This is a genomic window from Saccharothrix hoggarensis (assembly GCF_042678885.1).
In the GTDB taxonomy this organism is placed as follows: domain Bacteria; phylum Actinomycetota; class Actinomycetes; order Mycobacteriales; family Pseudonocardiaceae; genus Actinosynnema; species Actinosynnema hoggarensis.
In genome coordinates, this window is sequence record NZ_JBHTLK010000105.1 from 1 (window position 1) to 23,485 (window position 23,485).

Annotated in this window: 22 protein-coding genes; 17 read left to right on the forward strand and 5 right to left on the reverse strand. The window is 71.9% G+C overall.

The window, feature by feature from the left end:
* On the reverse strand, window positions 1-847 hold an 847-nt coding region (locus ACFQ3T_RS19980; RefSeq protein WP_380724827.1), incomplete at its 3' end, for a sucrase ferredoxin.
* A gap of 136 nt (window positions 848-983) precedes the next feature.
* Between ACFQ3T_RS19980 and ACFQ3T_RS19985 the strand changes: the two genes are divergently transcribed.
* Together ACFQ3T_RS19985 and ACFQ3T_RS19990 are read left to right on the forward strand one after the other, a co-directional pair.
* Window positions 984-1,700, forward strand: a complete 717-nt coding sequence (locus tag ACFQ3T_RS19985) for an alpha/beta fold hydrolase (protein WP_380724828.1) — start codon at window positions 984-986, stop codon at window positions 1,698-1,700.
* Window positions 1,688-2,401 (forward strand): SDR family oxidoreductase, encoded by a 714-nt coding sequence (locus ACFQ3T_RS19990; protein WP_380724829.1) that lies wholly within the window; start codon window positions 1,688-1,690, stop codon window positions 2,399-2,401. Before ACFQ3T_RS19985 ends, ACFQ3T_RS19990 begins: the two co-directional genes overlap by 13 nt.
* Here ACFQ3T_RS19990 and map read toward each other — a convergent pair.
* Entirely contained in the window at window positions 2,361-3,155 is a 795-nt protein-coding gene (map, locus tag ACFQ3T_RS19995; RefSeq protein ID WP_380724830.1) for a type I methionyl aminopeptidase, read from the reverse strand. The genes ACFQ3T_RS19990 and map overlap by 41 nt on opposite strands.
* 46 nt (window positions 3,156-3,201) lie before the next feature.
* Between map and ACFQ3T_RS20000 the strand changes: the two genes are divergently transcribed.
* Window positions 3,202-3,459 (forward strand): helix-turn-helix domain-containing protein, encoded by a 258-nt coding sequence (locus ACFQ3T_RS20000; protein WP_380724831.1) that lies wholly within the window; start codon window positions 3,202-3,204, stop codon window positions 3,457-3,459.
* Window positions 3,459-4,070, forward strand: a complete 612-nt coding sequence (locus tag ACFQ3T_RS20005) for a class I SAM-dependent methyltransferase (protein WP_380724832.1) — start codon at window positions 3,459-3,461, stop codon at window positions 4,068-4,070. Before ACFQ3T_RS20000 ends, ACFQ3T_RS20005 begins: the two co-directional genes overlap by 1 nt.
* Window positions 4,071-4,089: 19 nt before the next feature.
* Here ACFQ3T_RS20005 and pip read toward each other — a convergent pair whose 3' ends face one another.
* Window positions 4,090-5,046 (reverse strand): prolyl aminopeptidase, encoded by a 957-nt coding sequence (gene pip, locus ACFQ3T_RS20010; protein ID WP_380724848.1) that lies wholly within the window; start codon window positions 5,044-5,046, stop codon window positions 4,090-4,092.
* Between the two features lie 50 nt (window positions 5,047-5,096).
* Between pip and ACFQ3T_RS20015 the strand changes: the two genes are divergently transcribed.
* Complete coding sequence (locus tag ACFQ3T_RS20015; protein WP_380724833.1) at window positions 5,097-5,597, forward strand: MarR family winged helix-turn-helix transcriptional regulator; 501 nt, start codon at window positions 5,097-5,099, stop codon at window positions 5,595-5,597.
* Window positions 5,598-5,618: 21 nt separating this feature from the next.
* On the opposite strand, the gene ACFQ3T_RS20020 is transcribed toward ACFQ3T_RS20015, so the two are convergent.
* Entirely contained in the window at window positions 5,619-6,560 is a 942-nt protein-coding gene (locus tag ACFQ3T_RS20020; protein ID WP_380724834.1) for a helix-turn-helix transcriptional regulator, read from the reverse strand.
* A 95-nt stretch (window positions 6,561-6,655) separates the two neighbouring features.
* Here ACFQ3T_RS20020 and ACFQ3T_RS20025 point away from each other — a divergent pair, with 95 nt between their 5' ends.
* The 10 genes from ACFQ3T_RS20025 (at window position 6,656) to ACFQ3T_RS20070 (ending at window position 19,935) form a co-directional block, all read left to right on the forward strand.
* The gene (locus ACFQ3T_RS20025; RefSeq protein WP_380724835.1) at window positions 6,656-7,054 is read left to right on the forward strand and encodes a VOC family protein; all 399 of its coding nucleotides are present in this window, start codon (window positions 6,656-6,658) and stop codon (window positions 7,052-7,054) included.
* 858 nt (window positions 7,055-7,912) lie between these two features.
* A complete protein-coding gene (locus ACFQ3T_RS20030) occupies window positions 7,913-8,884 on the forward strand; it encodes a tyrosine-type recombinase/integrase (protein WP_380724836.1) in 972 nt (323 codons plus the stop codon).
* 99 nt (window positions 8,885-8,983) lie between these two features.
* Window positions 8,984-9,874, forward strand: a complete 891-nt coding sequence (gene ku, locus ACFQ3T_RS20035; RefSeq protein WP_380724837.1) for a non-homologous end joining protein Ku — start codon at window positions 8,984-8,986, stop codon at window positions 9,872-9,874.
* 16 nt (window positions 9,875-9,890) lie between these two features.
* Complete coding sequence (gene ligD / locus ACFQ3T_RS20040; RefSeq protein ID WP_380724838.1) at window positions 9,891-11,369, forward strand: non-homologous end-joining DNA ligase; 1,479 nt, start codon at window positions 9,891-9,893, stop codon at window positions 11,367-11,369.
* Window positions 11,359-12,264, forward strand: coding sequence for a non-homologous end-joining DNA ligase (ligD, locus tag ACFQ3T_RS20045; RefSeq protein WP_380724839.1), 906 nt, complete (start codon window positions 11,359-11,361; stop codon window positions 12,262-12,264). The genes ligD (ACFQ3T_RS20040) and ligD (ACFQ3T_RS20045) overlap by 11 nt, the downstream gene beginning before the upstream one ends.
* A gap of 337 nt (window positions 12,265-12,601) precedes the next feature.
* A complete protein-coding gene (locus ACFQ3T_RS20050; RefSeq protein WP_380724840.1) occupies window positions 12,602-15,358 on the forward strand; it encodes an ATP-binding protein in 2,757 nt (918 codons plus the stop codon).
* 202 nt (window positions 15,359-15,560) lie between these two features.
* Window positions 15,561-16,787 (forward strand): methyltransferase domain-containing protein, encoded by a 1,227-nt coding sequence (locus tag ACFQ3T_RS20055; protein WP_380724841.1) that lies wholly within the window; start codon window positions 15,561-15,563, stop codon window positions 16,785-16,787.
* A complete protein-coding gene (locus ACFQ3T_RS20060; RefSeq protein WP_380724842.1) occupies window positions 16,780-17,796 on the forward strand; it encodes an NAD-dependent epimerase/dehydratase family protein in 1,017 nt (338 codons plus the stop codon). The genes ACFQ3T_RS20055 and ACFQ3T_RS20060 overlap by 8 nt, the downstream gene beginning before the upstream one ends.
* A gap of 93 nt (window positions 17,797-17,889) precedes the next feature.
* On the forward strand, window positions 17,890-18,495 hold the full coding sequence (locus ACFQ3T_RS20065) for a dTDP-4-dehydrorhamnose 3,5-epimerase family protein (RefSeq protein WP_380724843.1): 606 nt from the start codon (window positions 17,890-17,892) through the stop codon (window positions 18,493-18,495).
* A gap of 18 nt (window positions 18,496-18,513) precedes the next feature.
* A complete protein-coding gene (locus ACFQ3T_RS20070) occupies window positions 18,514-19,935 on the forward strand; it encodes an NDP-hexose 2,3-dehydratase family protein (RefSeq protein WP_380724844.1) in 1,422 nt (473 codons plus the stop codon).
* Window positions 19,936-19,990: 55 nt separating this feature from the next.
* Here ACFQ3T_RS20070 and ACFQ3T_RS20075 read toward each other — a convergent pair whose 3' ends face one another.
* Window positions 19,991-21,100, reverse strand: a complete 1,110-nt coding sequence (locus tag ACFQ3T_RS20075) for a DegT/DnrJ/EryC1/StrS family aminotransferase (protein ID WP_380724845.1) — start codon at window positions 21,098-21,100, stop codon at window positions 19,991-19,993.
* A gap of 295 nt (window positions 21,101-21,395) precedes the next feature.
* Here ACFQ3T_RS20075 and ACFQ3T_RS20080 point away from each other — a divergent pair, with 295 nt between their 5' ends.
* Both ACFQ3T_RS20080 and ACFQ3T_RS20085 read left to right on the forward strand, forming a co-directional pair.
* Window positions 21,396-22,637: a macrolide family glycosyltransferase gene (locus ACFQ3T_RS20080; protein ID WP_380724846.1), complete on the forward strand. Its 1,242-nt coding sequence runs from the start codon at window positions 21,396-21,398 to the stop codon at window positions 22,635-22,637.
* Window positions 22,637-23,485 (forward strand): AfsR/SARP family transcriptional regulator (locus ACFQ3T_RS20085; RefSeq protein ID WP_380724847.1); only part of this gene is annotated, 849 nt, incomplete at its 3' end. The genes ACFQ3T_RS20080 and ACFQ3T_RS20085, both read left to right, overlap by 1 nt.

The window sequence follows — 23,485 nt, forward strand, 5'->3', positions numbered from 1 at the left end:
GCCGGGCGGCCGGTAGGTCGCGGGCGTCCACGGTGACGCGCCAGGCACGGCCGTCGACGTGGTGCACGGTCGGCCCGTGGACGGCGCCGCCGCCCGCGGTGTCGTGGACGGTCAGCACGTCGCGGTGCTCGCCGATCAGCTCCCGGACGGCGAGCTCGGCGGCCTGGCCGTGCGGGGTGTGGGTGGAACGGCCCCGGCACCGGTCGGTGACGACGTGCCCGCGGGCGGCGTCGTCGAGCAACCGGCGGGCCAGCTCGGGGTCGAGCCGGCCGTAGGTGTAGCCGGTGGGCAGCAGCACGCCGGTGGGCGCGAAGCGGTGCCCCCCGGTGTGGGTGCACTCCCACACCGCGTCCGGCCGGGCGGCGGCGAGGTCCTCGGCGAGCGGACGACCGCGCAACGCGCAGCACACGTCACGACGGCTGTTGGTGCACACCAGCAACAGCGGGTGCGCGGCGGGCGTGCCGAAGCCGGGGGAACGGCCCGCGCCCAGCGCGGCGAAGTCCAGGTCGAGCAGCGCGTCCGGGGTTGCCACGTCCGCCTGCTCGAGCCACGCCCGGCCGGGGGTCGTGGCGGCGAGGTAGACGCGGCGCGAGGTGTCGTGGTGGGTGTCGGCGTGACGGCCCGGACGGCGGATCAGCAGCACCCGCACCCCGGTGTCGGCGGCACGGCGGGCCAGCTCCGCGCCCAGCCGCGGGTCGAGGCGGCTCTGGGTGAGCGCGTCACGTCCCCACGGGCCGGGTTGTTCCAGGCAGAGCCACGCGGCGGCGGTGGCGGCGGTGCCCGCCTGGGGTTCGTGCAGGCTCGCGGAGATCGCGGCGCAACGCGGCTCGGTCACGTTCCCAGTCACGCTCCCAGGGTGCCCTGGAAGCGCCATTCGAGTGACACCGGGGTCGGATTCACGCTTTCGGGGCCGCCGGCGGTGGCGGTGCGTGTTCGCGACGGGTGGACAGCGACGGGCCGGGCGAGGACGTAGGTTCGGGGCCATGGCGATCACAGGGGAGGCCGCGGGCACGCGGTACGTGGCGGCGCCGCCCGCGGCGAGCGGCCGTCGACTGGTGGTGGTCTGGCACCTGCGCGGCACGCCCGGCACACCGGAGGACATGGCGGCGGCCGTGCCGCTGACCGGCGTGGACGCGTGGCGGCTCTACCCGGCGCTGCCCCCGTGGGACCACCACCCCGACGGGCACGTCCACGGGTACGCGTCGATGGTCGAGACGGCCGTCGACGCCCTGCCCGCGCTCGTCCGGGCCGCGCGGGAGCGGTTCGGCTGCGACGACGGCCCCGTGGACCTGGTCGGCGGCTCCGCCGGCGGGCACGTGGCGCTGCTCGCGACCACCCGCGACCTCGTCCCCGTGCGGCGGCTGGCCGTGGTCAACCCGGCGGTCACCGCGCAGGCCGTCGTGGAGGCGTCGATCGACGCCGGCGCCCTGGACGCCCACCCGTGGACGGACGCCAACGTCGCCGCCGCCGAACCCCTGGACGTCCTGGCCCGCGCGGCGGAGCTCGACCTGCCGCTGCTGCTCCTGCGCGGCGAACACGAGTACCCGGCGTTCCGGCCCGTGCAGGAGGCGCTGTGCGCGGCGGCCCCGGACGCGCGACTCGTGGACGTCCCCGGGCTGCCGCACATGCTCGTGCCCACCCCGGACGGCCCCGACGTCGTCGCGACCGTGGACGCGGAGGTGACCGCGTGGCTGGCCTGATCCTGGTCACCGGCGGCAGCCGGGGCATCGGCGCGGCGGTCGTCCGCAGGGTCGCCGCCGACGGCCACCGCGTCGTCATCGGCTACCGCGCGGCCGCCGACGAGGCCGAGGCCCTCGCCCGCGAGGTCGACGGCGTCGCGGTCCGCGCCGAGGTGTCCGACGAGCACGACGTCGACGCCCTGTTCGACACCGCCACCCGCCTCGGCCCCCTCACCGGCGTCGTCATCAACGCCGGGATCACCAGCCCCGTCGGCACCCTCGCCGAGCTGCGGACCGAGGACCTGCGACGGGTCGTCGACGTCAACGTCGTGGGCGCCCTGCTCTGCGCCCGGCGGGCCGCGCGCGACGTCGTCCCGGGCGGCTCCATCGTGTCCCTGTCCTCCGCCGCCGCCACCCTGGGATCACCGGGGGAGTACGTCCATTACGCCGCCACCAAGGCGGCCGTCGACGCGATGACCGTCGGACTCGCCAAGGAACTCGGTCCACGCGGCGTCCGGGTGAACGCCGTGGCCGCCGGCACCGTCCGCACCGCCATCCACGAGCTGTCCGGCGTGCCCGACCGCCCCGACCGGGTCGCCTCCCGCATCCCCCTCGGCCGCCCCGGCGAACCGGAGGAGATCGCCGAGGCCGTCGCGTGGCTGCTGAGCGACGCCGCCTCCTTCACGACCGGCGCGGTGCTGCGGGTAGCCGGGGGGCTGTGAGCACCCGCGGCCCGTCCTCGGTGACCGCGATCGTGTGCTCGACGTGCGCGGCGCGGCTGCCGTCCACCGTGTGCAGCGACCAGCCGTCCTCGGCCGTGTAGTACTCGTCGCGGCCGCCCGCGTGGAACATCGGCTCGATCGCCAGCGCCATGCCCGCGCGCAGCGTCAACCCCCGGCCCCGCCTGCCCTCGTTCGGCACACCGGGCGCCTCGTGCATGGCCCGACCGATCCCGTGACCGCCGAAGTCCGACGGCATGCCGTACCCCGCCGCCCGCCCGATCACCCCGATCGCGTGCGACACGTCGCCCAGCCGCGCGCCCGGCACCGCCGCCGCGATCCCCGCCTCCAGCGCCCGCTGCGCCGTGTCGATGAGCAGCAGGTCCGCCGGGTCCGCCTCGCCCACGACGAAGCTGATCGCGGCGTCGCCGTGCCACCCGTCCACGTGCGCGCCGCAGTCGATGCTGACCAGGTCGCCGTCGCGCAGCCGGTACCCGTCGGGGATGCCGTGCACGATCAGGTCGTTGACCGACGCGCAGATCACGCCCGGGAACGGCGTCGGCGCGAACGACGGCCGGTAGTGCAGGAACGACGACCCCGCGCCCGCGTCGCGCATCACCTGGCGGGCCACCTCGTCCAGCTCCAGCAGGGACACCCCGACCGCGGCGTGGTCGCGCACCGCGGCCAGCGCGTCGGCCACCACGATCCCCGCCGCCCTCATCGCGTCCAGCTCGCCGGGGCTCTTCAGCTCGATCACCACATGCTCCTAACCGTGATACTAATACCGGTATTAGTATCACGGCATGGTGCGACAGCCACTCACCCCGTCCGACCGCGCCCGCGGCGAACGCCTCGGCGAACTCCTCCGCCACGCCCGCGGCCAACGCAGCATGGTCGAGATCGCCGCCGCCGCCGGCATCTCCGTCGAAACCCTCCGCAAGATCGAACGCGGCCGCGTCCCCACACCCGCCTTCTTCACCGTCGCCGCCCTCTGCGACGCCGTCGGCCTCTCCCTCGACACCCTCTCCCGCGCCCTCGAACCACAGAGGCTGTCCGCCTAGTGGAGGACTTCATCCGGTCCACCACCACCCCACGACCGGTACCGCTCACCCCCGACATCGTCCTGCGCACCGCCGACGACGTCATCACCCTCTGGGAACGCACCGGCTCCACCGAACCACCCTTCTGGGCCTTCCCCTGGGCCGGCGGCCAAGCCCTCGCCCGACACGTCCTCGACCACCCCGACCTCGTCGCCGGCCGCCGCGTCCTCGACCTCGCCTCCGGCTCCGGCCTCGTCGCCGTCGCCGCCGCCCGCGCCGGCGGCGCCGTCACCGCCAACGACATCGACCCCGCCGCCCTCGCCGCCATCACCCTCAACGCCCGCGCCAACGACGTCACCCTCACCCTCGCCGCCGGCGACCTCCTCGACACCACCCCCGACACCGACGTCCTGCTCGCCGGCGACGTCTTCTACGACCGCGACATGGCCGCCCGCGTCGAACCGTTCCTCCTCGCCGCCCACCGCCGCGGCGCCCTCGTCCTCGTCGGCGACCCCCAACGGTCCTTCATGCCCCGCGGCTGGACCCGCCTCGCCGCCTACCCGGTACCCGTCCCACCCGACCTCGAAGGCGTCACCACCCGCACCACCACCGTCTGGCGACCCGCACCCTGACCCACGGGCACCACACCGCCTACCGCCGACGCGCGAACCGGTCCGTCGCCGCCACCACCGCCTCACGCATCCCCGGATCCGACGCCGCGTGCGACGCGCCCTCCACCACCACCAACTCCGCGTCCGGCCACGCCCGCGCCAACTCCCACGCCGTCCACAACGGACCCTGCAGGTCCAGCCGCCCGTGCACCAGGACCGCCGGAATCCCGCGCAACCGCCCCACCCCGCCCAACACCTGACCGTCCTCCAGCCACGCCCGGTGCCGGAAGTAGTGCGCCGTGATCCGCGCGAACGCCATCCGCCACGCCGGATCCGCCATCCGCGGCCCCGGTCGGTAATCCGGGTCCAACGATACGATCGACGACTCCCACGCCGTCCACTCCGCCGCGGCCTTCTCCCGCACCACCGGATCAGGGTCGTTCAACAACGCGTCGTACGCCGCCACCAGATCCGTCGCGCCCACACCCGCGCCGTCCCGGAACCTCGACCACTCCTCCGGGAACAACATCCCCAACCCGTGGTACAGCCAGTCCAACTCCGCGTACCGGCTCGTCGTCACCGCCACCAGCACCACCTCGGTCACCCGCTCCGGGAACGACTCCGCGTAGTGCAACCCCAACGTCGAACCCCACGACCCGCCGAACACCATCCACCGCTCGACCCCCAGGTGCTCCCGCAACCGCTCGATGTCCGCCACCAGGTGCGCCGTCGTGTTCACCGACAGATCCGTCGAGCACTCGCTCGCGTGCGGCCGACTCCGACCGCTCCCGCGCTGGTCGAACAACACGACCCGGTACGCCTCCGGGTCGAACTGGCGCGCCATGCCGGGGGAGCAGCCCGTCCCCGGCCCACCGTGCAGGCACACCACCGGCTTGCCGTCCGGGTTCCCGCACACCTCCCAGTACACGAGGTTCCCGTCGCCCACGTCCAACATCCCCTGCTCGTGCGGCTCGACCTCCGGGTACACCGGCACCACCCCTCCCACGTACGACAGCCCAGATGCAACAGTGCTGTTACATTAGGGGAGTGGACCCCACACCCTCGAGAGAATTTCTCGGCACCCGCCTGCGCCACCTGCTCGACCAACTCGACGGCGACCTCGGCCGCGTCTACACCGACCTCGGCCTACCGGGCTTCCGCCCCCGCTACACACCCGTCATCAGCCTCGTCAACAGCGGGGGACCGCAGTCCATCCGCGACCTCGCCAAGACCATCGGCGTCACCCACTCCGCCGTCAGCCAGACCGTCAACCAGATGCACCGCGACGGACTCGTCGACCTCAAACCCGGCGACGACGCACGCCAACGCATCGTCTACCTCACCGACCACGCCCGCGCCATCCTGCCCACCCTCGACGCCGAGTGGAACGCCACCACCGCCGCCGCCCACGAACTCGACGCCGAACTGCCCTACCCGCTCACCGACCTCATCGACGCCACCCTCAGAGCACTGGGGGAGCGGCCCCTGCGCGACCGCATCCACGCCCACCTCCAACCACCCGACAAACACACCACCGACCACACCTGACCCCCGACCGCCACACCGACCTCAACCCCCGTGCCGCGCCACCAACTCCGCACCCAACCGCGCCAACTCCGCCCGCACCCCGTCCGACTCCACCACCTCCACCAACCCACCCCACCCCGCCAACACCTGAGCGATCATCAGGGGAGAGGGCGCCGACAACCGCAACCGCGCCCGACCACCCACCTCACCCAACTCCTCGCAGTGCCGCCCGAACTGATCCCGCACCACGAACACGTGCCGCGGCTCCACCGACACCACCGCCGACACCCTCGACCGCCGCCGCTCCACCTCCGACACCACGCGCTCCCACGCCGCCGACAGGTCGAACTCCGCCGGCCGCGCGAACACCTCGTCCGTCACCCGGGCCGACACCACCCGATCCACTCGGAACGTCCGCTCACCACCCGGCGTGCCCGCCACCAGGTACCAAACCTCGTCCTTGTCCACCAACCCCCACGGCTCCACCACCCGCTCCGACCGCACCCGCCCACGCCCCTCGTACACCAACTCCACCCGCCGCCGACCCACCACCGCCCCCTGCAACACCTCCACCAACGCGGGCCGCCCACGACCCACCTCACCCCACCCCGCCACGTCCACCACCACCGCGTCCGCCGCCGCCCGCGCACCCTCCCGGAACGTCTCCGGCAACGCCCGCACCAACTTCCGCAACGCCGCCCGCACCTCAGGCGACCCCGCCGCCGCCGGACCCACCAACAAGAACAACGCCTGCGCCTCCGACGCCGTCAACCCGCTCAGGTCCGTCCGCGCCCGACCCACCAACCGCCAACCACCACCACGCCCCGGCTGCGAGTACACCGGCACACCCGCCGCCGACAACGCCTCCAGGTCCCGCCGCGCCGTCGCCACCGAGACCTCCAGCTCGCCGGCCACCTCCGCCGCCGTCACCTGGCCCCGCGCCTGCATCAACAACAAGGTCGCCACCAACCGGTCCGCACGCATGCCACGAGTCTGACCGGAAAAGTGCTCAGTCGGTGAGCACTTTGACCGCCAGGCTGGGCACAGCACACGACGGACGAACCGGAAGAGGGACCACCATGCTCCGCGGACTCACCACCACCAGCTTCTTCGCCGACGACCTCGACGCCGCGGCTGCCTGGTACACCGAGTTCTTCGGCATCGAGCCGTACTACAAGGTGCCCGGCGGCTACATCGAGTTCCGCATCGGCGACTACCAGCACGAGTTCGGCATCGTCAACAGCGCGTACGCGCCGCACGACGTCCACGGCGGCCCGGCCGGCTCCATCACGTACTGGGCCGTCGACGACCTGCGGGCCACGCTCGACCGACTCGCCGAACTCGGCGCCACGCCGCACGACGAGCCCACCGTCCGGGGCGACGGGTACGTCACCGCCAGCGTCGTCGACCCGTTCGGCAACGTCCTGGGCGTCATGACCAACGCGCACTACTTCGACGTGCTGGGGAAGCGGGCCTGAACCAGCTACTTAACATAATGTAGATTATCGGCGTTACGGGACGGGCCGGTGAGCAGGGGTCGAGGCGTGGATCATGCATGCCGCCCGCACACGTCGTTTCGCACACCGCGGCGGTCGACCGGCCCGCCGCCCGTGCGCCGGTCGACACACGCCGACGACGCGGCGTGCCGGTGGCGGAGACGTCGGGCCGAGAGCGCGTCGAGGGGTCGCGTCAGGGCTCCGGTGGGCAATGGCCGGCCGCCGGCGAGGCAGACGGCCATCCGCTGACACCACCCACAAAACGTCACAGTGACGGATCAAGGGTGGTGCCAGCGGATGGCGGGCACGTTGAGTGCGACGGTTTCCGAGGTTCGATGTTGATCACCGGAGTGACCCCGGGGGCTCGGGCTCGCCGTGCCGTACGACGACTGCGTGCCGCCATGTCGCTCTGGATGTGCGCGTCGGACGACGTTGAGTGCGAACACGTCGCAGAAGGCGGTTCGGGCCCCGTGGGCGGAGGCATGCGAGAGCGGCATCCCCCGGTCGGAGCCCGACCTCGGCCGAACCCCTTCCGGACCCGAATTTGATGGATAATGGCGATTATCCATCAAATGATCATGAAGTGTGGGCAGGTGCGGGACCGGCGCGATCCTGCGGTGCGAGCTACCTACGGGTTCGTCGGCAGCGTGCCGTGCCTCGCTGCCGTGCGAGGCCGGGTGAGCGGTCTGCGCAGGTCGAGCCGCTCCGGCACCGTGAACGCCCGCCTGGGCGCCGGGCGTCCGGAGGTCGCCCCCGCTCCCCCCGCGACGTCCTCGTCGTGCCCGACCGTCCCCTGTCGGTGGCGGCGGATTGTCGGTGGTGTGCGGTAGGAAGATCCACATGCGTGTGCTTGCCGCCCAGGAGTCGTTCTTCCTCGCTCGTCGGCCGCGGAAGGATTCGCCGCACACCACGGCGGCGTATCGGCGTGACCTGGCGGGCATCACCGCGCTGCTGGCCGAGGTGACGGGCACTCCCCCGGATCGACTGGAGGTGTCGGACCTGACGGGCCGGAACCTGCGCGAGGCGTTCGGGGTGTTCGCGGACTCGCACGCGAAGTCGTCGGTGTTGCGGGCGTGGTCGACGTGGAACCAGTTCCTGACGTTCTGCGTGGCGGAGGACCTGGTGCCGGGGAACCCGATGGGCGCGGTGGCGCGGCCGAAGACGCCTCCGCTGGTGCCGAAGCCGTTGCGGGGTGAGGACACGCCGGAGCGGTTGCTGGCGGCGGCCGCGGAGGGCGCGCGGAAGGGGCGTGACCCGTGGCCGGAGCGTGACGTGCTGGTGTTGGCGTTGGGCCTGGTGGCGGGGTTGCGGTCGGCGGAGATGCGGACGTTGACGTTGGCGTCGGTGGTGGGTCGGCCGGGTGAGCGGCGGTTGCACGTGGCGGGCAAGGGGAACCGGGACCGGTCGGTGCCGATCGAGCCGGCGATGGACCGGATCATCGAGCAGTACCTGGCGTCGTGTCGTCGGCGGTTCCCGCGGGCGCGGTTCGACCGGGGGTCGGCGTTGGTGCGGGACCGGCACGGTGAGCCGATCGGGCGTGGCGGGTTGGAGTACCTGGTGCGGTCGTGCTTCCGGTGGGCGGGGTTGCACGACCGGGTGCCGTCGGGGGCGAACCTGCACGCGTTGCGGCACACGTTCGCGACGCGGTTGGCGGAGGACGGCGCGTCGGCGTCGGAGATCATGGCGTTGTTGGGTCATGCGTCGTTGGCGACGTCGCAGAACTACATCGAGGCGACGGCGCGGGAGCGGCGGGCGGCGGTGGCGGGTAATCGGACGTACGTGTCGTTGGCGCGGTTGCCGGACCGGGAGTAGCGGGTCTCCCCTGTCCCGGTGTCGTGGGGCGCCTGGGTTGTTAACCCATTCGGGTGACGTGCTGGTGCGGATCGTGCAGTTCGCGGGTAGTCACGTGGCATGAGGTCCGTGTGGCGTGGGGCGATCTCCTTCGGGTTGGTGACGATCGGTGTCCGGTTGTACACCGCCACGGAGGAGCACGACTTCCGGTTCCACCAGGTGCACCGGGAGGACGGTGGGCGCATCCGGTACAAGCGGGTGTGCCAGGTGTGCGGCGAGGAGGTCGCTTACGCCGACATCGCGAAGGGGTACGAGCTGGACGACGGTCGTGTGGTGGTGATGGACAGCGAGGATTTCGACAAGCTGCCGATCAACACGGATCACGCGATCGACGTGTTGGAGTTCGTGCCGGTCGACGAGGTCGATCCGATTTACTTCCAGAAGTCCTACTACTTGGAGCCGGACAAGGCTGCGACGCGTCCGTACGTGTTGTTGCGGACCGCTTTGGAGCGGAGTGGTCAGCTCGCGGTCGTGAAGATCACGATTCGTCAGCGGGAGACGTTGGCGATGTTGCGGGCGCGTGAGGACTTGTTGGTGATGCACACGATGTTGTGGCCGGATGAGGTGCGGAAGCCGGATTTCGAGTTCTTGGACTCGGATGTGGAGGTTCGGCCGCAGGAGTTGAAGATGGCGTCGTCGTTGGTGGACAGCATGGCGGGGTCGTTCGATCCGGGTGATTTCTCGGACGACTACACGGTGGCGATGCAGAAGTTGATCGAGGCGAAGGCCGAGGGCGCCGAGTTGCCGGAGCAGCCGGAGGCGGAGGAGGCCGGTGAGGTGATCGACTTGATGACGGCGTTGGAGCGGAGCGTGGAGCAGGCGAAGTCGGCTCGGGGTGGGAAGTCGGCGGCGCGGAAGCCCGCGGCGAAGAAGGCTTCGTCGTCGTCCTCGTCGGCTTCGGGGTCGTCGTCGCGGAAGGCTCCGGCGAAGAAGAAGGCGAAGCCCGCCTGAGGCGCGGCGGCCTCGGATGGGTGGGGATCTTTCGGAGTACCGGCGGAAGCGGGATCCGGGGCGGACGCCGGAGCCGGTGCCGGGTGAGGGTGACGCGTTGCCGCGTGGCGGTGACGACACGTTCGTGATTCAGGAGCACCACGCGTCGCGGCTGCATTGGGATGTGCGGTTGGAGCGGGGTGGGGTGTTGGTGTCGTGGGCGGTGCCGAAGGGTTTGCCGGCGGAGCCGGGGACGATTCGGTTGGCGGTGCGCACGGAGGATCACCCGTTGGAGTACGCGTCGTTTTCGGGGGTGATTCCGAAGGGTGAGTACGGCGCGGGTGAGATGTTCATCTGGGATCGCGGTCGTTATGAGACGGTGAAGTGGTCGGACCGCGAGGTGGATGTGGTGTTGCGCGGTTCGCGGGTGGAGGGTGAGTTCGTGTTCTTCCGCCGTGAGGGTGGTGCGGCGGGTGGCAAGGATTGGATGGTGCGGCGGCGGCACGAGGCGGTGCGGCCGGATTGGGTGCCGTTGCCGGAGTGGGTGCCGCCGATGTTGGCGACGGCGGCGGTGGAGTTGCCGGGTCCGGTGTCACGGTTCGCGTTCGAGTTCAAGTGGGACGGGGTGCGGGCGATCGCCCGGGTGGAGGGTGGTCGGGTCCAGCTGACGAGTCGTGCGGGCAACGACGTGACGGGGGCGTACCCGGAGTTGCAGGGCTTGGGTGAGCAGTTGGGCGCGACGCAGGTGTTGTTGGACGGGGAGATCGTGGCGTTGGAGGGTGGGCGGCCGAGTTTCGGGGCGTTGCAGCAGCGGATGCACGCGTCGGCGGCGCAGGCGCGGCGGTTGGCGGGGCGGGTGCCGGTGACGTTCCTGGTGTTCGACGTGTTGCACCTGGATGGTGCGTCGACGGTGGACTTGCCGTATTCGCGGCGGCGGGAGCTGCTGGAGGGGTTGGGGTTGCGGGGTGCTCATTGGTTGACGCCGAAGGCGTTCCCCGGTCAGGGGGCGGCGGTGTTGGCGGCGAGTCGTGAGCAGGGGTTGGAGGGGGTGGTGGCGAAGCGGCTGGATTCGCGTTATGTGCCGGGTCAGCGGTCGGCGTCGTGGGTGAAGGTGACGTCGGTGTTGACGCAGGAGGTGGTGGTGGGTGGGTGGCGGCCGGGTGAGGGGAAGCGGAAGGGGTTGGTGGGTGCGTTGCTGGTGGGGTTTCCCGCGGGTGACGGGGGTGGGTGGGTCGAGGGTGACGGGTTGGTGTTCGCGGGGTCGGTGGGCACGGGGTTCGACCAGGCGGAGTTGGAGCGGTTGACGGCGCGGTTGGCGGGGTTGGAGGTGGGGCGGTCGCCGTTCGGGTCGGGGGTGCCTCGGGAGCGGGCGCGGGGTGCGCGGTGGGTGCGTCCGGTGTTGGTGGGTGAGGTGGTGCACCGGCAGTGGACGGCGGATGGTCGGATGCGGTTTCCGACGTGGCGGGGGTTGCGGCCGGACAAGGCGCCCGGGGAGGTGCGTCGGGTTGACGGGTGACGCGGTGGTGCGGGTGGAGGGTCGTCGGTTGAAGCTGACGAACCTGGAGAAGGTGTTGTACCCGGCGGTGGGGTTCACGAAGGCGGAGGTGATCGACTACTACACGCGGATCGCGCCGGTGTTGTTGCCGCACTTGCGGGATCGGCCGTTGACGGTGCGGCGGTACCCGAACGGGGTGGACGGGAAGTCGTTCTTCGAGAAGAACGTGCCGTCGCACGCGCCGGAGTGGGTGCGGACGGTGCGGGTGGAGACGCCGGGGTCGTCGCGGGGTGCGGAGTTCGCCGATTTCGTGGTGGTGGAGGAGTTGGCGACGGTGGTGTGGTTGGCGAACCTGGCGGCGTTGGAGTTGCACGTTCCGCAGTGGACGGTGGGTGCGCGGGGTGGTCGCCGCTCCCCCGACCTGGTGGTGTTCGACCTTGATCCGGGTGCGCCGGCGACGGTGGTGGAGTGTTGTCGGGTGGCGTGCAGGGTGCGGGAGGTGTTGGAGGCGGACGGGTTGGCGCCGGTGGTGAAGACGAGCGGGTCGAAGGGGATGCAGGTGTACGCGGCGGTGCGGGTGTCGTCGCCGGAGCGGACGTCGGAGTACGCGAAGGAGGTGGCGCGGCGGTTGGCGGCGGAGTCGCCGGGTGAGGTGGTGTGGCGGATGGCGAAGGCGGAGCGGACGGGGAAGGTGTTGATCGACTGGTCGCAGAACAACCCGGCGAAGACGACGGTGGCGCCGTATTCGTTGCGGGCGCGGGAGCGGCCGTCGGTGTCGGCTCCGGTGACGTGGGGTGAGGTGGAGGCGTGTCGGGTGCCGGAGGATCTGGTGTTCCTGGCGGATGAGGTGCGGGATCGGGTGGCGTCGGAGGGTGATCTGTTCGTGGCGGGTGATCCGGTGGCGTTGCCGCGTTGAGCGGCGGGGGGCGTTGAGCGGTGGGCTCGTGTTGGGCCGCGTGGTGAGCGGTGCGCCTTTTCGAGTGTCGCTCGCTTTGTGGTCGCGACTGGGGCGGGTGCGTGTTGAGACGGCGCCTGCGAGGTTGCGAAGTGGGTTCTGTTCGGTGACGTGCGAGTTGCGGGTGTGTTGAATCCCGTCGGGTGTCCCGGTTTGCGCGTCGTCGGCGCGTGCGGGTGTGGTTCGGGTTTTGCCACCGACTTCGTGGCGGTTCGGACATGTCGTGCTATAAAACCATAACTCTCCCACCAGATCAGGTGAAGGTCTATCAAGAATAGACTGTACGGAGGTACGGTGGATGGCACTTCTGGGCTACCGAGACGCCTTTGAGGAGCTGGCGCGGTCGTATGACCGGAGCAGCGCGGGCCGGGGTGAACTGGTGCTCGTGAGCGGCGGTCCGGCGAGCGGAAAAACCGAACTGCTGCACGACTTTTTCGCGGTGGCGGAGGCTGCGGGCGCGTTGTTGCTGAGCGCGACGGGGTCCCGTGCGGAGCAGTCGTTGCAGGCGGGGGTGGTCGATCAGCTTTTCCGTGGCGCCGGTTTGCCGCCCGAAGTGGGTGACCGCGTGTCTCGTTTGGTGGTCCCGCAGGCTCCGGCGGCGGACGACGGGCAATCGGATGTCCGAAGTGTCCGCTCGGCGGGTGCTCGCGTGGTGCATGAAATCTGCGGCATATTACTCGGTTTGTCCCGGGAACAGCCGGTGGTCGTGGGAATAGACGACGTGCAGTTCGCGGACACCTCGTCTTTGGAATTCGTGCTGTACCTGCGGCGGCGTTTGGGGTCGGCTCGGGTGCTGTTGGTGTTGAGCGAGTGGGAGCAGCCGCAGCCGACGTTGCCGCTGTTCACGGCGGAGGTGACGCGTCGTCCGCATCACCGGATCAGGTTGGCGCCGTTGTCGGTGGCGGACATCGTGGAGGTGCTCCCCCGGTCGGTGGAGCCGGTGGTGGCGTCGCGGTTGGCGGAGGCCTGTCACGGGTTGAGCGGTGGCAATCCGATGTTGGTCCGGGCGTTGGTGGAGGACCTGGAGCACGACCCGTCGGTGGTGGCGGGCGGGTTCGAGGGCGGGGTGTGGCCCGCGGTGGGCACGGCGTTCCGGCACGCGGTGCTGGCGTGCCTGCACCGCTGGGAGGCGGCGTTGCTGGACGTGGCGCGGGCGTTGGCGGTGCTGGGTGACGGCTCGGAGCCCGCGTTGCTGGGGCGGTTGGCGGGTGTCGCGCCGGAGGACGCGCGGCGGGTGGTGGTGATCCTGTCGTCGGCGGGGTTGTTGCGGGACGGGTGGTTCCGGCACGCGGCGGCCGCGGAGGCGGTGCTGGAGGGCATGGCGGGGCCGCAGCGGGCGGCGTTGCACGCGCGGGCGGCGGATCTGCTGCACCAGCGGGGTGCGGAGCCGGCGGTGATCGCGCGGCACCTGGTGGCGGCTCACCGGGGGGTGGGCGCGTGGTCGGTGCGGGTGCTGCGGGACGCGGCGGAGCAGGCGTTGATGCGTGACGAGGTGTGCGAGGCGGTGCGGTTCCTGGAGTTGGCGCTGGAGGCGACCGACGACGAGGAGCAGCGGCTGGCGATCACGAAGGTGCTGGTGCGGGCGTTGTGGCGGGTGAACCCGTTGGCGGCGGCGGTGCACATGGGTCCGTTGCGGACGGCGATGGCGGCGGGCCGGTTGGGTGAGCGGGACGCGGTGACGTTGGTGCGGCACGCGCTGTGGCACGGTGACGAGGAGACCGCGGTGATGGCGCTGGACGTGCTGAACAGCACGCCGGGTCTGCTGGACGCCCAGACGGCGGCGGAGTTGCGGATCGCGCACCAGTGGTTCCGGGGTATGGACCGGTGCGCGGTGCCGGAGGTGCCGGCGAAGGCGGAGGACGACCCGTGGGTGGAGGCGGCGCGGGCGTTGACGTCGTTCTGGCGTGGTGGGGGTGATCCGGCGACGGCGGTGGCGAGCGCGGAGCACGTGCTGCGGAGTTGCCGGTTGGCGGACATGACGTTGGAGGTCGTGGCGACGGCGTTGCTGGTGCTGGTGCACAGCGACGACAACGACCGGGCGGCGTGGTGGTGTGGTGAGTTGACCGCGCAGGCGGTGCGGGTGGGGGCGGTGACGTGGCAGGCGGTGTTGGGCGCGATCAGCGCGGACATCGCGTTGCGGTGCGGTGAGCCGGCGGAGGCGGCGGATCGGGCGCGGCGGGCGTTGGACCTGTTGGCGCCGCAGAGCTGGGGTGTGTCGATCGGGTACCCGTTGGCGACGTTGATGTTGGCGAACGCGGCGTTGGGGCGGGACGCGGAGATCGAGGAGCTGTTGCGGCTGCGGGTGCCGGACATGATGTTCCGCACGGCGTACGGGTTGCGCTACCTGCACGCGCGGGGTCAGTGCCACCTGGTGGCGCAGCGGTTGTTGGCGGCGGTGACGGATTTCCAGACGTGTGGGCGGCTGGTGCTGGAGTGGCAGGTGGACGTGCCGGTGCTGGTGCCGTGGCGCAGTGACCTGGCGGAGGCGAACCTGCGGTTGGGGCGTTCGGAGGTGGCGCGGGAGCTGGTGTTCGAGCAGTTGCGGATGCCGGGTCTGGACTCGCGGACGCGTGGGGTGTCGTTGCGGGTGTTGGCGGCGGGCAGTGACGAGGACGATCGGCCGCGGTTGTTGCGGGCGGCGGTGGCGAGCCTGCACACGGCGGGTGATCGGGTGCAGTTGGCGTTGGCGATGCGTGATCTGGGTGAGGCGTACGAGCGTGCCGGTGACGGTGTGGCGCGGGTTCCGGATCAGGGGGCGGGGCGGCGTGACGCGGTCGTGGGGCGTGGTGCGGGGAAGGCCGCGGTGGCCGAGGGCGGTGCGGCTGACGACGTGCTGCTGGACTGCGCGGCGTCGGTGTTGAGCGAGTCGGAGCACCGGGTGGCGGACTTGGCGGTGTTGGGTTACACGAATCGTGAGATCAGTGCCCGGTTGTTCATCACGGTGAGCACGGTGGAGCAGCACTTGACGCGGATCTACCGGAAGCTGGGGGTGCGGAGTCGGGCGGAGTTGCCGCGGCGGTTGTGCGCGGACGACTTGAGCGCGTGCTCCCCCTGACCGTGTCGGCCCGACCGTGTCGGCGCAGTCGGCCTGACCGTGTCGGCGCCGGTGGTGGCTTGTGCCGTGTTGTGTCGTTTCGCGTCCCGGTGAGGGGCGTGTGTCCTGAGTTCTGGCGCGTGTCGTGACCTCGGCGCGCGCTGTCGTCCCCCCTTTTTCAGCGGGCCGTTGGGCGGTTCGCCACACCTCCAGGGAGAGACCCATGTCCGACTCGACCGCGTGCCGGATCTGCGGCGGCGAGGTCCGCGAGTTCCTCGACTTCGGCCGTCAGCCGCTGTCCGACGCCTTCCGGGCTCCGGACGACACGTCGGAGGAGTTCTTCTACCGGCTGGCGATGGGCGCGTGCGGTGGCTGCACGATGGTGCAGCTGATGGAGGAGGTGCCGCGCGACCGGATGTTCCACGAGGACTACCCGTACATCTCGCGTGGTTCGTCGGTGATGCGGGCGCACTTCACGGCGTTGGCGGAGCGGTTCCTGGGTGGTGAGCTGTCCGGGTCGGACCCGTTCATCGTGGAGTTGGGGTGCAACGACGGGACGATGTTGCGGACGATCGCGGCGGCGGGTCGGCGTCACCTGGGGGTGGAGCCGTCGGGTGGGGTGGCGGACCTGGCGGCGGCCGACGGGGTGCGGGTGCGCAAGGACTTCTTCGAGGCGTCGACGGCGGCGTCGATCCTGGCGGAGGACGGGCCGGCGGACGTGATCTACGCGGCCAACACGTTGTGCCACATCCCGTACATGGACTCGATCCTGGAGGGTGTGCGGACGCTGTTGGCGCCGGGTGGGGTGTTCGTGTTCGAGGACCCGTACTTCGGTGACATCGTGGAGCGGACGTCGTTCGACCAGGTGTACGACGAGCACTTCTTCTTCTTCACGGCCCGGTCGGTGCGGGAGATGGCGTCGCGCAACGGGTTGGAGCTGGTGGACGTGGAGCGGCTGCCGGTGCACGGCGGCGAGGTGCGGTACACGTTGGCGCGGGCCGGGGCGCGGCCGGTGGCGGCGTCGGTGGCGGCGCTGCTGGCCGAGGAGGAGGCGCGGGGGCTGAGCTCGGCGGCGACGTTGGAGGGGTTCGCGAAGGCGGTGGACCGGGTTCGGACGGATCTGCCGGCGTTGTTGGAGCAGCTGCGGGAGCAGGGCGCGCGGGTGGTCGGGTACGGCGCGACGGCGAAGAGCGCGACGGTGACGAACCTGTGCGGCATCGGGCCGGAGCACGTGGAGTTCATCAGCGACACGACGCCGGCCAAGCAGGGCCGGTTGGCGCCGGGGTCGCACATCCCGGTGCGGGGGCCGGAGGCGTTCGCGGCGGACTACCCGCCGTACGCGTTGCTGTTCGCGTGGAACCACGCCGAGGAGATCATGGCGAAGGAGCAGGCGTTCCGGGACGCGGGCGGCAAGTGGATCCTGTACGTGCCCGAGGTCCGCGTTGTCTGAGCGGGGTGGCGTGGTGGGGCGGGTCGCCGGTTCCGGGCGGCCCGCCCCGCCGTTGGTGGCGGTGTTGGGCGCGTCGGGGTTCGTGGGGTCGGCGGTGGTGCGGCGGCTGCTGGGCGAGGACGTGCGGCTGCGGTTGGTGTCGCGGGGCGGGGTGGACGCGCCGGCGGGGGTGGAGGTCCGGGCGTTGGACCTGACGGCGCCGGGGGCGGTGGCCTCGGCGGTGGCCGGCGCGGACGTGGTGCTGCCGCTGGTGTTGTTCAACGGGGCGGACGGCTGGCGGGTCGCCGAGGGCGAGGGCGCGTCGGCGGCCGAGCGGGTGAACGTGGGGATCGTGCGGGCCGTGGTGGACGCGTGCGGCGACGGCCAGGTGGTGGTGTTCCCCGGTTCGACGTCGCAGGTGGGTCCGCGGGCGGGTGAGCGGGTGGACGGGTCGGAGCCGGATTTCCCGGACACCCCCTACGACCGGCAGAAGCAGGCCGCGGAGCGGGTCGTGCTGGGCGCGGCGGGGGTGCGCGGGATCAGCCTGCGGCTGCCGACGGTGTTCGGGCCGGGTCCGAAGGACCGGGGTGTGGTGAGCGCGATGGCGCGGCGGGCGTTGGCCGGTGAGCCGTTGACGGTGTGGGGCGAGGGGTCGGCGCTGCGGGACCTGGTGTTCGTCGACGACGTGGCGGACGCGTTCGCCGCCGCGGTGGCGCACGCCGATCGGCTGGCCGGGCGGCACTGGCTGCTGGGCAGCGGGCGGGGTGTGCGGGTCGCGGCGCCGTTCGCGGCGGCGGCGGAGGCGGTGGCGCGGCGGACGGGGGCGCCGGCGGCGCCGGTGGTGTCGGTGCCGGTGCCCGCGCACGCCACCGAGATGGACCTGCGGGGGCTGGTCGCCGATCCAGGGGCGTTCCACGCCGTCACGGGGTGGCGGGCGCGGGTGGGGTGGGTGGACGGACTCGCCCGAACGGTGGAGGCGTTGACCGTCGGGCACCCCTATTTTCCGTCGGGGGAACCCCTGTCCTTTTGACCGGGTTTGACCCGCTGCCCGGCCGCCGACATGCTGGATCGGCAGTCCCGGTGCGGCAGCGTCATCCGCCGCGGATTTCTCCGAGGAGTTGGCGTGAAAGCACGGGAACTCGCCGTCGAGGGCGCTTTCGAATTCGTGCCCGAGGTTTTCCCGGACCACCGCGGCTTGTTCGTGTCGCCGTTCCAGCACGAGGCGTTCGAGGCCGCGGTGGGCCGGCCGCTGTTCCCCGTGGCGCAGCTGAGCACCAGCACGTCCCGGCGGGGCGTGCTGCGGGGCGTGCACTTCACCCGCACCCCTCCCGGGTGTGCGAAGTACGTGCACTGCGCGCGTGGCCGGGTGCTGGACGTGGTGGTGGACCTGCGGGTCGGTTCGCCGACTTTCGGCAGGTGGGACGCGGTGGAGCTGTCCGGTGAGGACTTCCGCGGCGTGTACCTGCCGACCGGGGTCGGTCACGCGTTCACGGCGCTGGAGAACGACTCGGCGGTCTGCTACCTGCTCTCCCGCGGCTACGACCCGGCCAACGAGCTCGCGCTGTCGCCGGTGGACCCGGAATTGGGGTTGCCCTGGCCGGATTCCGTTGTTCCGGTGTTGTCCGAGCGTGATCGCGACGCGGTGTCGTTCGCCGGGGCGCGTGCGGCCGGGTTGTTGCCCGAATACCAGGAGTGCCTGCGGTCGGACATGGCGCCGGACCGGGGCTGAACGGACGAGGAGTATTCGATGGTCGCACCTTCGCGGCGTGCGGTGAACCTGCGCCTCTCCGAATCGTTGACGGCGCCCGGCGCGCAATTCGGTGACGTCGCGCAATTCCACGACTGGTTGGCCCGGATGGGTGAGCACGCGTGGATGGAGGTGCGCCGCGCGCCGTTGGAGGCGCTGCCGAACTGGGAGCGGGACCCGGCGACGGGGAACCTGCGGCACGCGACCGGGAAGTTCTTCAGCGTCGAGCGGCTGGACGTGGAGTTGCCGGGGTCGGCGGTGCCGCGCTGGTCGCAGCCGATCATCAACCAGCCGGAGATCGGCATCCTGGGCATCCTGGTCAAGGAGATCGACGGGGTGCCGCACCTGCTGATGCAGGCCAAGCAGGAGCCGGGCAACCCGAACGGGTTCCAGCTCTCCCCCACCGTGCAGGCGACGCGCAGCAACTACACGCGCGTGCACCAGGGGCGGCCGGTGCCGTACCTGGAGCACTTCCGGGACGTGTCGGGGCCGGGCACGGTGGTCGACATCCGCCAGTCCGAGCAGGGCGCGTGGTTCTACCGCAAGCGCAACCGGAACATGGTCGTCGAGGTCGACGGCGACGTGGAGGCGGCGGAGGGGTTCTGCTGGCTGACGCTGGGGCAGATCGGCGAGCTGCTGACGGTGCCGGACCTGGTCAACATGGACGCCCGCACGGTGCTGTCGTGCGTGCCGTTCGTCGGGGCGGCGCTGCGGGACACGCTGCGGCCGCGGGACGCGTTCACCGCGGCGCTGCTGCGGTCGTTCGACCCGGACGCGCCGACCGCGCACACCACGGGTGACGTGCTGAGCTGGATCACGGAGGTCCGCACGCGCACCGACCTGCGGGTGGAGCGGGGTCCGCTGGCCGAGGTGCCGGGCTGGTCGCACGCGGACGGGCGGATCTCGCACGAGTCGGGCCGGTTCTTCCACGTCGTCGGCGTGGACGTCGAGGCGGGCGGCCGGGAGGTGGGGCGCTGGTCGCAGCCGATGATCGAGCCGGTGGGGACCGGGGTGATCGCGTTCCTGGTCAAGCCGGTGGACGGGGTGCTGCACGTGCTCACCCACGCCCGCACCGAGCCCGGCTACGCCGACACCACCGAGCTGGGCCCGACCGTGCAGTGCGACCCGGACAACTACGCGCACCTGCCCGAGGGGGCGCGGCCCCGTCACCTGCCGGAGGTGCTGGGCGCCGACCCGTCGCGGGTGCGGTTCGACGTGGTGCTGTCGGAGGAGGGCGGCCGGTTCTTCCACGCCCGCAACCGGTACCTGGTGGTGGAGACCGACCTGGAGACCGACCCGGCGGACCCGGACTACCGGTGGCTGGCGCTGCACCAGTACGTGGAGCTGCTGCGGCACAGCTTCTACGTCAACATCCAGGCGCGCAGCCTGCTGCTGTGCCTGACGAGCCTCCTGCCGCGCTGAGCGGCGGACGTCGGGGCCCCGGAGCGGTCCGGGGCCCCGACGTCGGGTCACCGCGTCACAGCGAGGCCAGCACCGACCGCAGCGCCTCGATCACCCGGTCCTGCACGTCGACCGGCAGCGACGGGTACATCGGCAGCGAGAAGATCTCCCCCGCCAGCTTCTCCGTCACGGGCAGGCTGCCGGCGGCGTAGCCGAGGTGGGCGAACCCGGACATGGTGTGCACCGGCCACGGGTAGCTGATGTTGAGCGCGATGTCGTGGGCCTTGAGGGCCTCGATGATGTCGTCGCGGCGCGGGTGGCGCACCACGTACACGTAGTAGACGTGCTCGTTGCCGTCGGCGACGGCGGGCAGCACGAGGTCGGTGTCGGCCAGGCCCTCGGCGTAGCGGGCGGCGACGGCGCGCCGTCCCGCGACGTACTCGTCCAGCCGGCCGAGTTTGCGGCGCAGGATCTCGGCCTGCACCTCGTCCAGCCGCGAGTTGTGGCCGGGGGTCTCCACGACGTAGTAGGTCTTCTCCATGCCGTAGTAGCGGGCACGGCGCAGGTTGGCCGCGGTGGTGTCGTCGCCGGTGATCACCGCGCCGCCGTCGCCGTAGGCGCCCAGGACCTTGGTCGGGTAGAAGGAGAACGCGGCGGCCTCGCCCATCGACCCGGCGATCCGGCCGCGGTGGCGGGCGCCGTGGGCCTGGGCGCAGTCCTCCAGCACCACCAGGCCGTGCTCGCGGGCCAGCGCCAGCAGCGGCTCCATCTCCACGCACTGCCCGTACAGGTGCACCGGCAGCAGCGCCTTGGTGCGCGGGGTGATCGCCGCGGCGACCGCGGTGGTGTCCATCAGGTAGTCCTCGGCGCGGACGTCGACGAACACCGGGGTCGCGCCCACCGCGTCGATCGCCACCACGGTCGGCGCGGCGGTGTTGGACACCGTGATCACCTCGTCGCCCGGGCCGACGCCCAGCGCCTGCAGCGCCAGCTTGATGGCGTTGGTGCCGTTGTCGACCCCCACGCCGTGCGCGACGCCGTGGTGGGCGGCGAACTCCGCCTCGAACGCCGACACGCTCGGACCGAGCACCAGCTTGCCCGAGGCGAAGACCGTCTCCACCGCGGCGAGGATGTCCTTGCGCTCGGCCTCGTATTCGTGCAGGTAGTTCCAGACGAGAACGGTCATGGCGGTCCTTCCCGTGCGCGCGCACTGGGGGTCGTGGGTGGCTTGGGGGGATCGTCGTGCCCGGCTCGCGCAAGGGGTAACCCCTAAGGTTCCGGCCTGCGCCGGGGGTCGTCGGCGTGCGCCGGGCGGACGCCCGCTAAGGGTCCGCCGTTAGGGGTGTCCGGGCCCGATCGGGCGCGCCTACGGTGACCACCGATCCGGCCCGCCGTGGGGAACGCCCCGGGGTGGGGAGCCGCCCGGGGCCGGGTCCAGCCGAAGGACGATCCCTCCGCCGCCGAAGAACGCAGGGACCCGAATGTCACAACAGCACTTCCTCTTCCTGTGCCACCCCGACCACGGGCACGTCATCCCGAACCTGGCGGTGGTCGCCGAGCTGGTCGACCGCGGGCACCGGGTGACCTACCTGACCGCGGAGAGCATGCGCGGCGCGGTGGCCGACACCGGCGCGACCGTGCTGACGTACGACTCGCGCTACCGCGACGCCGACTTCGGGCAGGTCGCCGAGAACCCGCTGTACCTGTTGACGTTGTTGCTGGACGAGAGCGCGCGGATGCTGCGGGCGGCCGACGAGCTGCTGTCGGGCGACGTGCCCGACCACGTCGTCTACGACACGTCGATCCTGTACGCGGGCCGCGTCCTGTCCCGCAAGTGGGGCCGGCCCGCGACCCAGCTCATCCCGGTGTTCGCGTCGAACCCGCACTTCTCCTACCTCAAGGCCATGTACGCCGCCGACTCCCCCGCCGCCGACTCCCCCGGCTCCGCCGCTCCGGCGGCGCCGCCGGTGTCGGACGGGCCGCCGCCGTGGGTGGTGGAGATGCTGGGCCGCATCGGCGCGCTGACCGCCGAGCACGGCCTGGACGTCGCACCGCAGGAGCTGTGGTGGGAGGTGCCGGACTCGAACGTGGTGACGATCCCCCGGTCGTTCCAGTTCGCGGGCGACACCTTCGACGAGCGGTTCGCGTTCGTCGGGCCGTGCGTGGGCGACCGGTCGTTCCTGGGCGACTGGGCGCCGCCGGCCAGCGGGCTGCCGGTGGTGCTGGTGTCGCTGGGCGCGGTGTTCAACCAGCACGAGGGGTTCTTCCGGGCGTGCCTGGAGGCGTTCGCCGGGCAGCCGTGGCACGTGGTGATGACCGTGGCCGACGGCATGGACCCCGCGTCGCTGGGCGGGGTGCCCGACAACGTCGAGGTGCACCGCTGGGTGCCGCACGCGACCGTGCTGGAGCACGCGGTGCTGGCCGTCACCCACGGCGGCATGGGCACGGTGATGGAGGCGCTGCGCTCGGGCGTGCCGATGGTGGTCGTGCCGACGTCCGCGCTGGACCGGCCCACCGCCGACCGGATCGTCGAGCTGGGCCTGGGGGCGAGCGTGCCGCCGGAGGAGATGACCGCGCCGAAGCTGCTGGCGCTGGTGCGGTCGGTCATCGGGGACGCCGACATCACCGCGGCGGCCGCGCGGATGCGTGACGACGTGCGCGACGCGGGCGGCGCCGTCCGGGCCGCCGACGAGATCGAGAAGTTCCTCGCCAGGAGCCGCTGATGGACGACGCGGTCGAGTTCGGGGTGCTCGGGCCGATCCGGGCGGTCGCCGACGGCGCGGCCGTGGCGGTGGGCAGCCCGCGGGAGAAGGCCGTGCTGGCCCGGCTGGTCGTGGACGCCAACCGGGTGGTCAGCGTGGACCGGCTCATCGACGCGGTGTGGCAGGACGAGCCGCCCAGCAGCGCGCGCAGCCAGATCGCGATCGTGGTGCACCGGCTGCGGCGCGGCCTCGGCGGGCACGGTGTGATCACCACCGCCAGCCCCGGCTACCTGCTGCGGCTGGCCGCGCACCAGTCGGACCTGCTGCGGTTCGACAACCTCGTGGCCCGCGGTCGGGCCGCCGCGGCCGACGGCGACCTCGGCGGTGCGGCCGGTCTGCTGCGGGAGGCGCTGTCGCTGTGGCGCGGCGCGCCGCTGGAGGACCTGCCGGGGCTGCGCGGCGACTCCACCCGGCTGGAACAGGCCCGGCTGGACGTCGTGGAGACGTGGGCCGAGGTGGAGCTGGAGCTGGGTCACCACGTGCGCGTCGGCGAGGAGCTGGCCGTGGTGGTCGCCGAGCACCCGCTGCGGGAACGCGTCCGCGCGCAGCTGATGCTCGCCCAGTACCGGGCGGGACGGCGGGCGGACGCGCTGCGCACCTACCAGGAGGCGCGGCGGACGCTGATCGAGCAGATCGGGCTGGAGCCGGGGCCGGAGCTGCGGCGGCTGCACGAGCAGATCCTGCGGGACTCGCCGGCGCTGACCGGCCGCCGGCCCGCCCCGCTGCCGCCGGTGGCGCCGGTGGTGGTGACCGAGCCGTCGACCGCTCGCTGGCCTGGTAGGGGGACGACTGTGCCGCAGTTCAAGCAG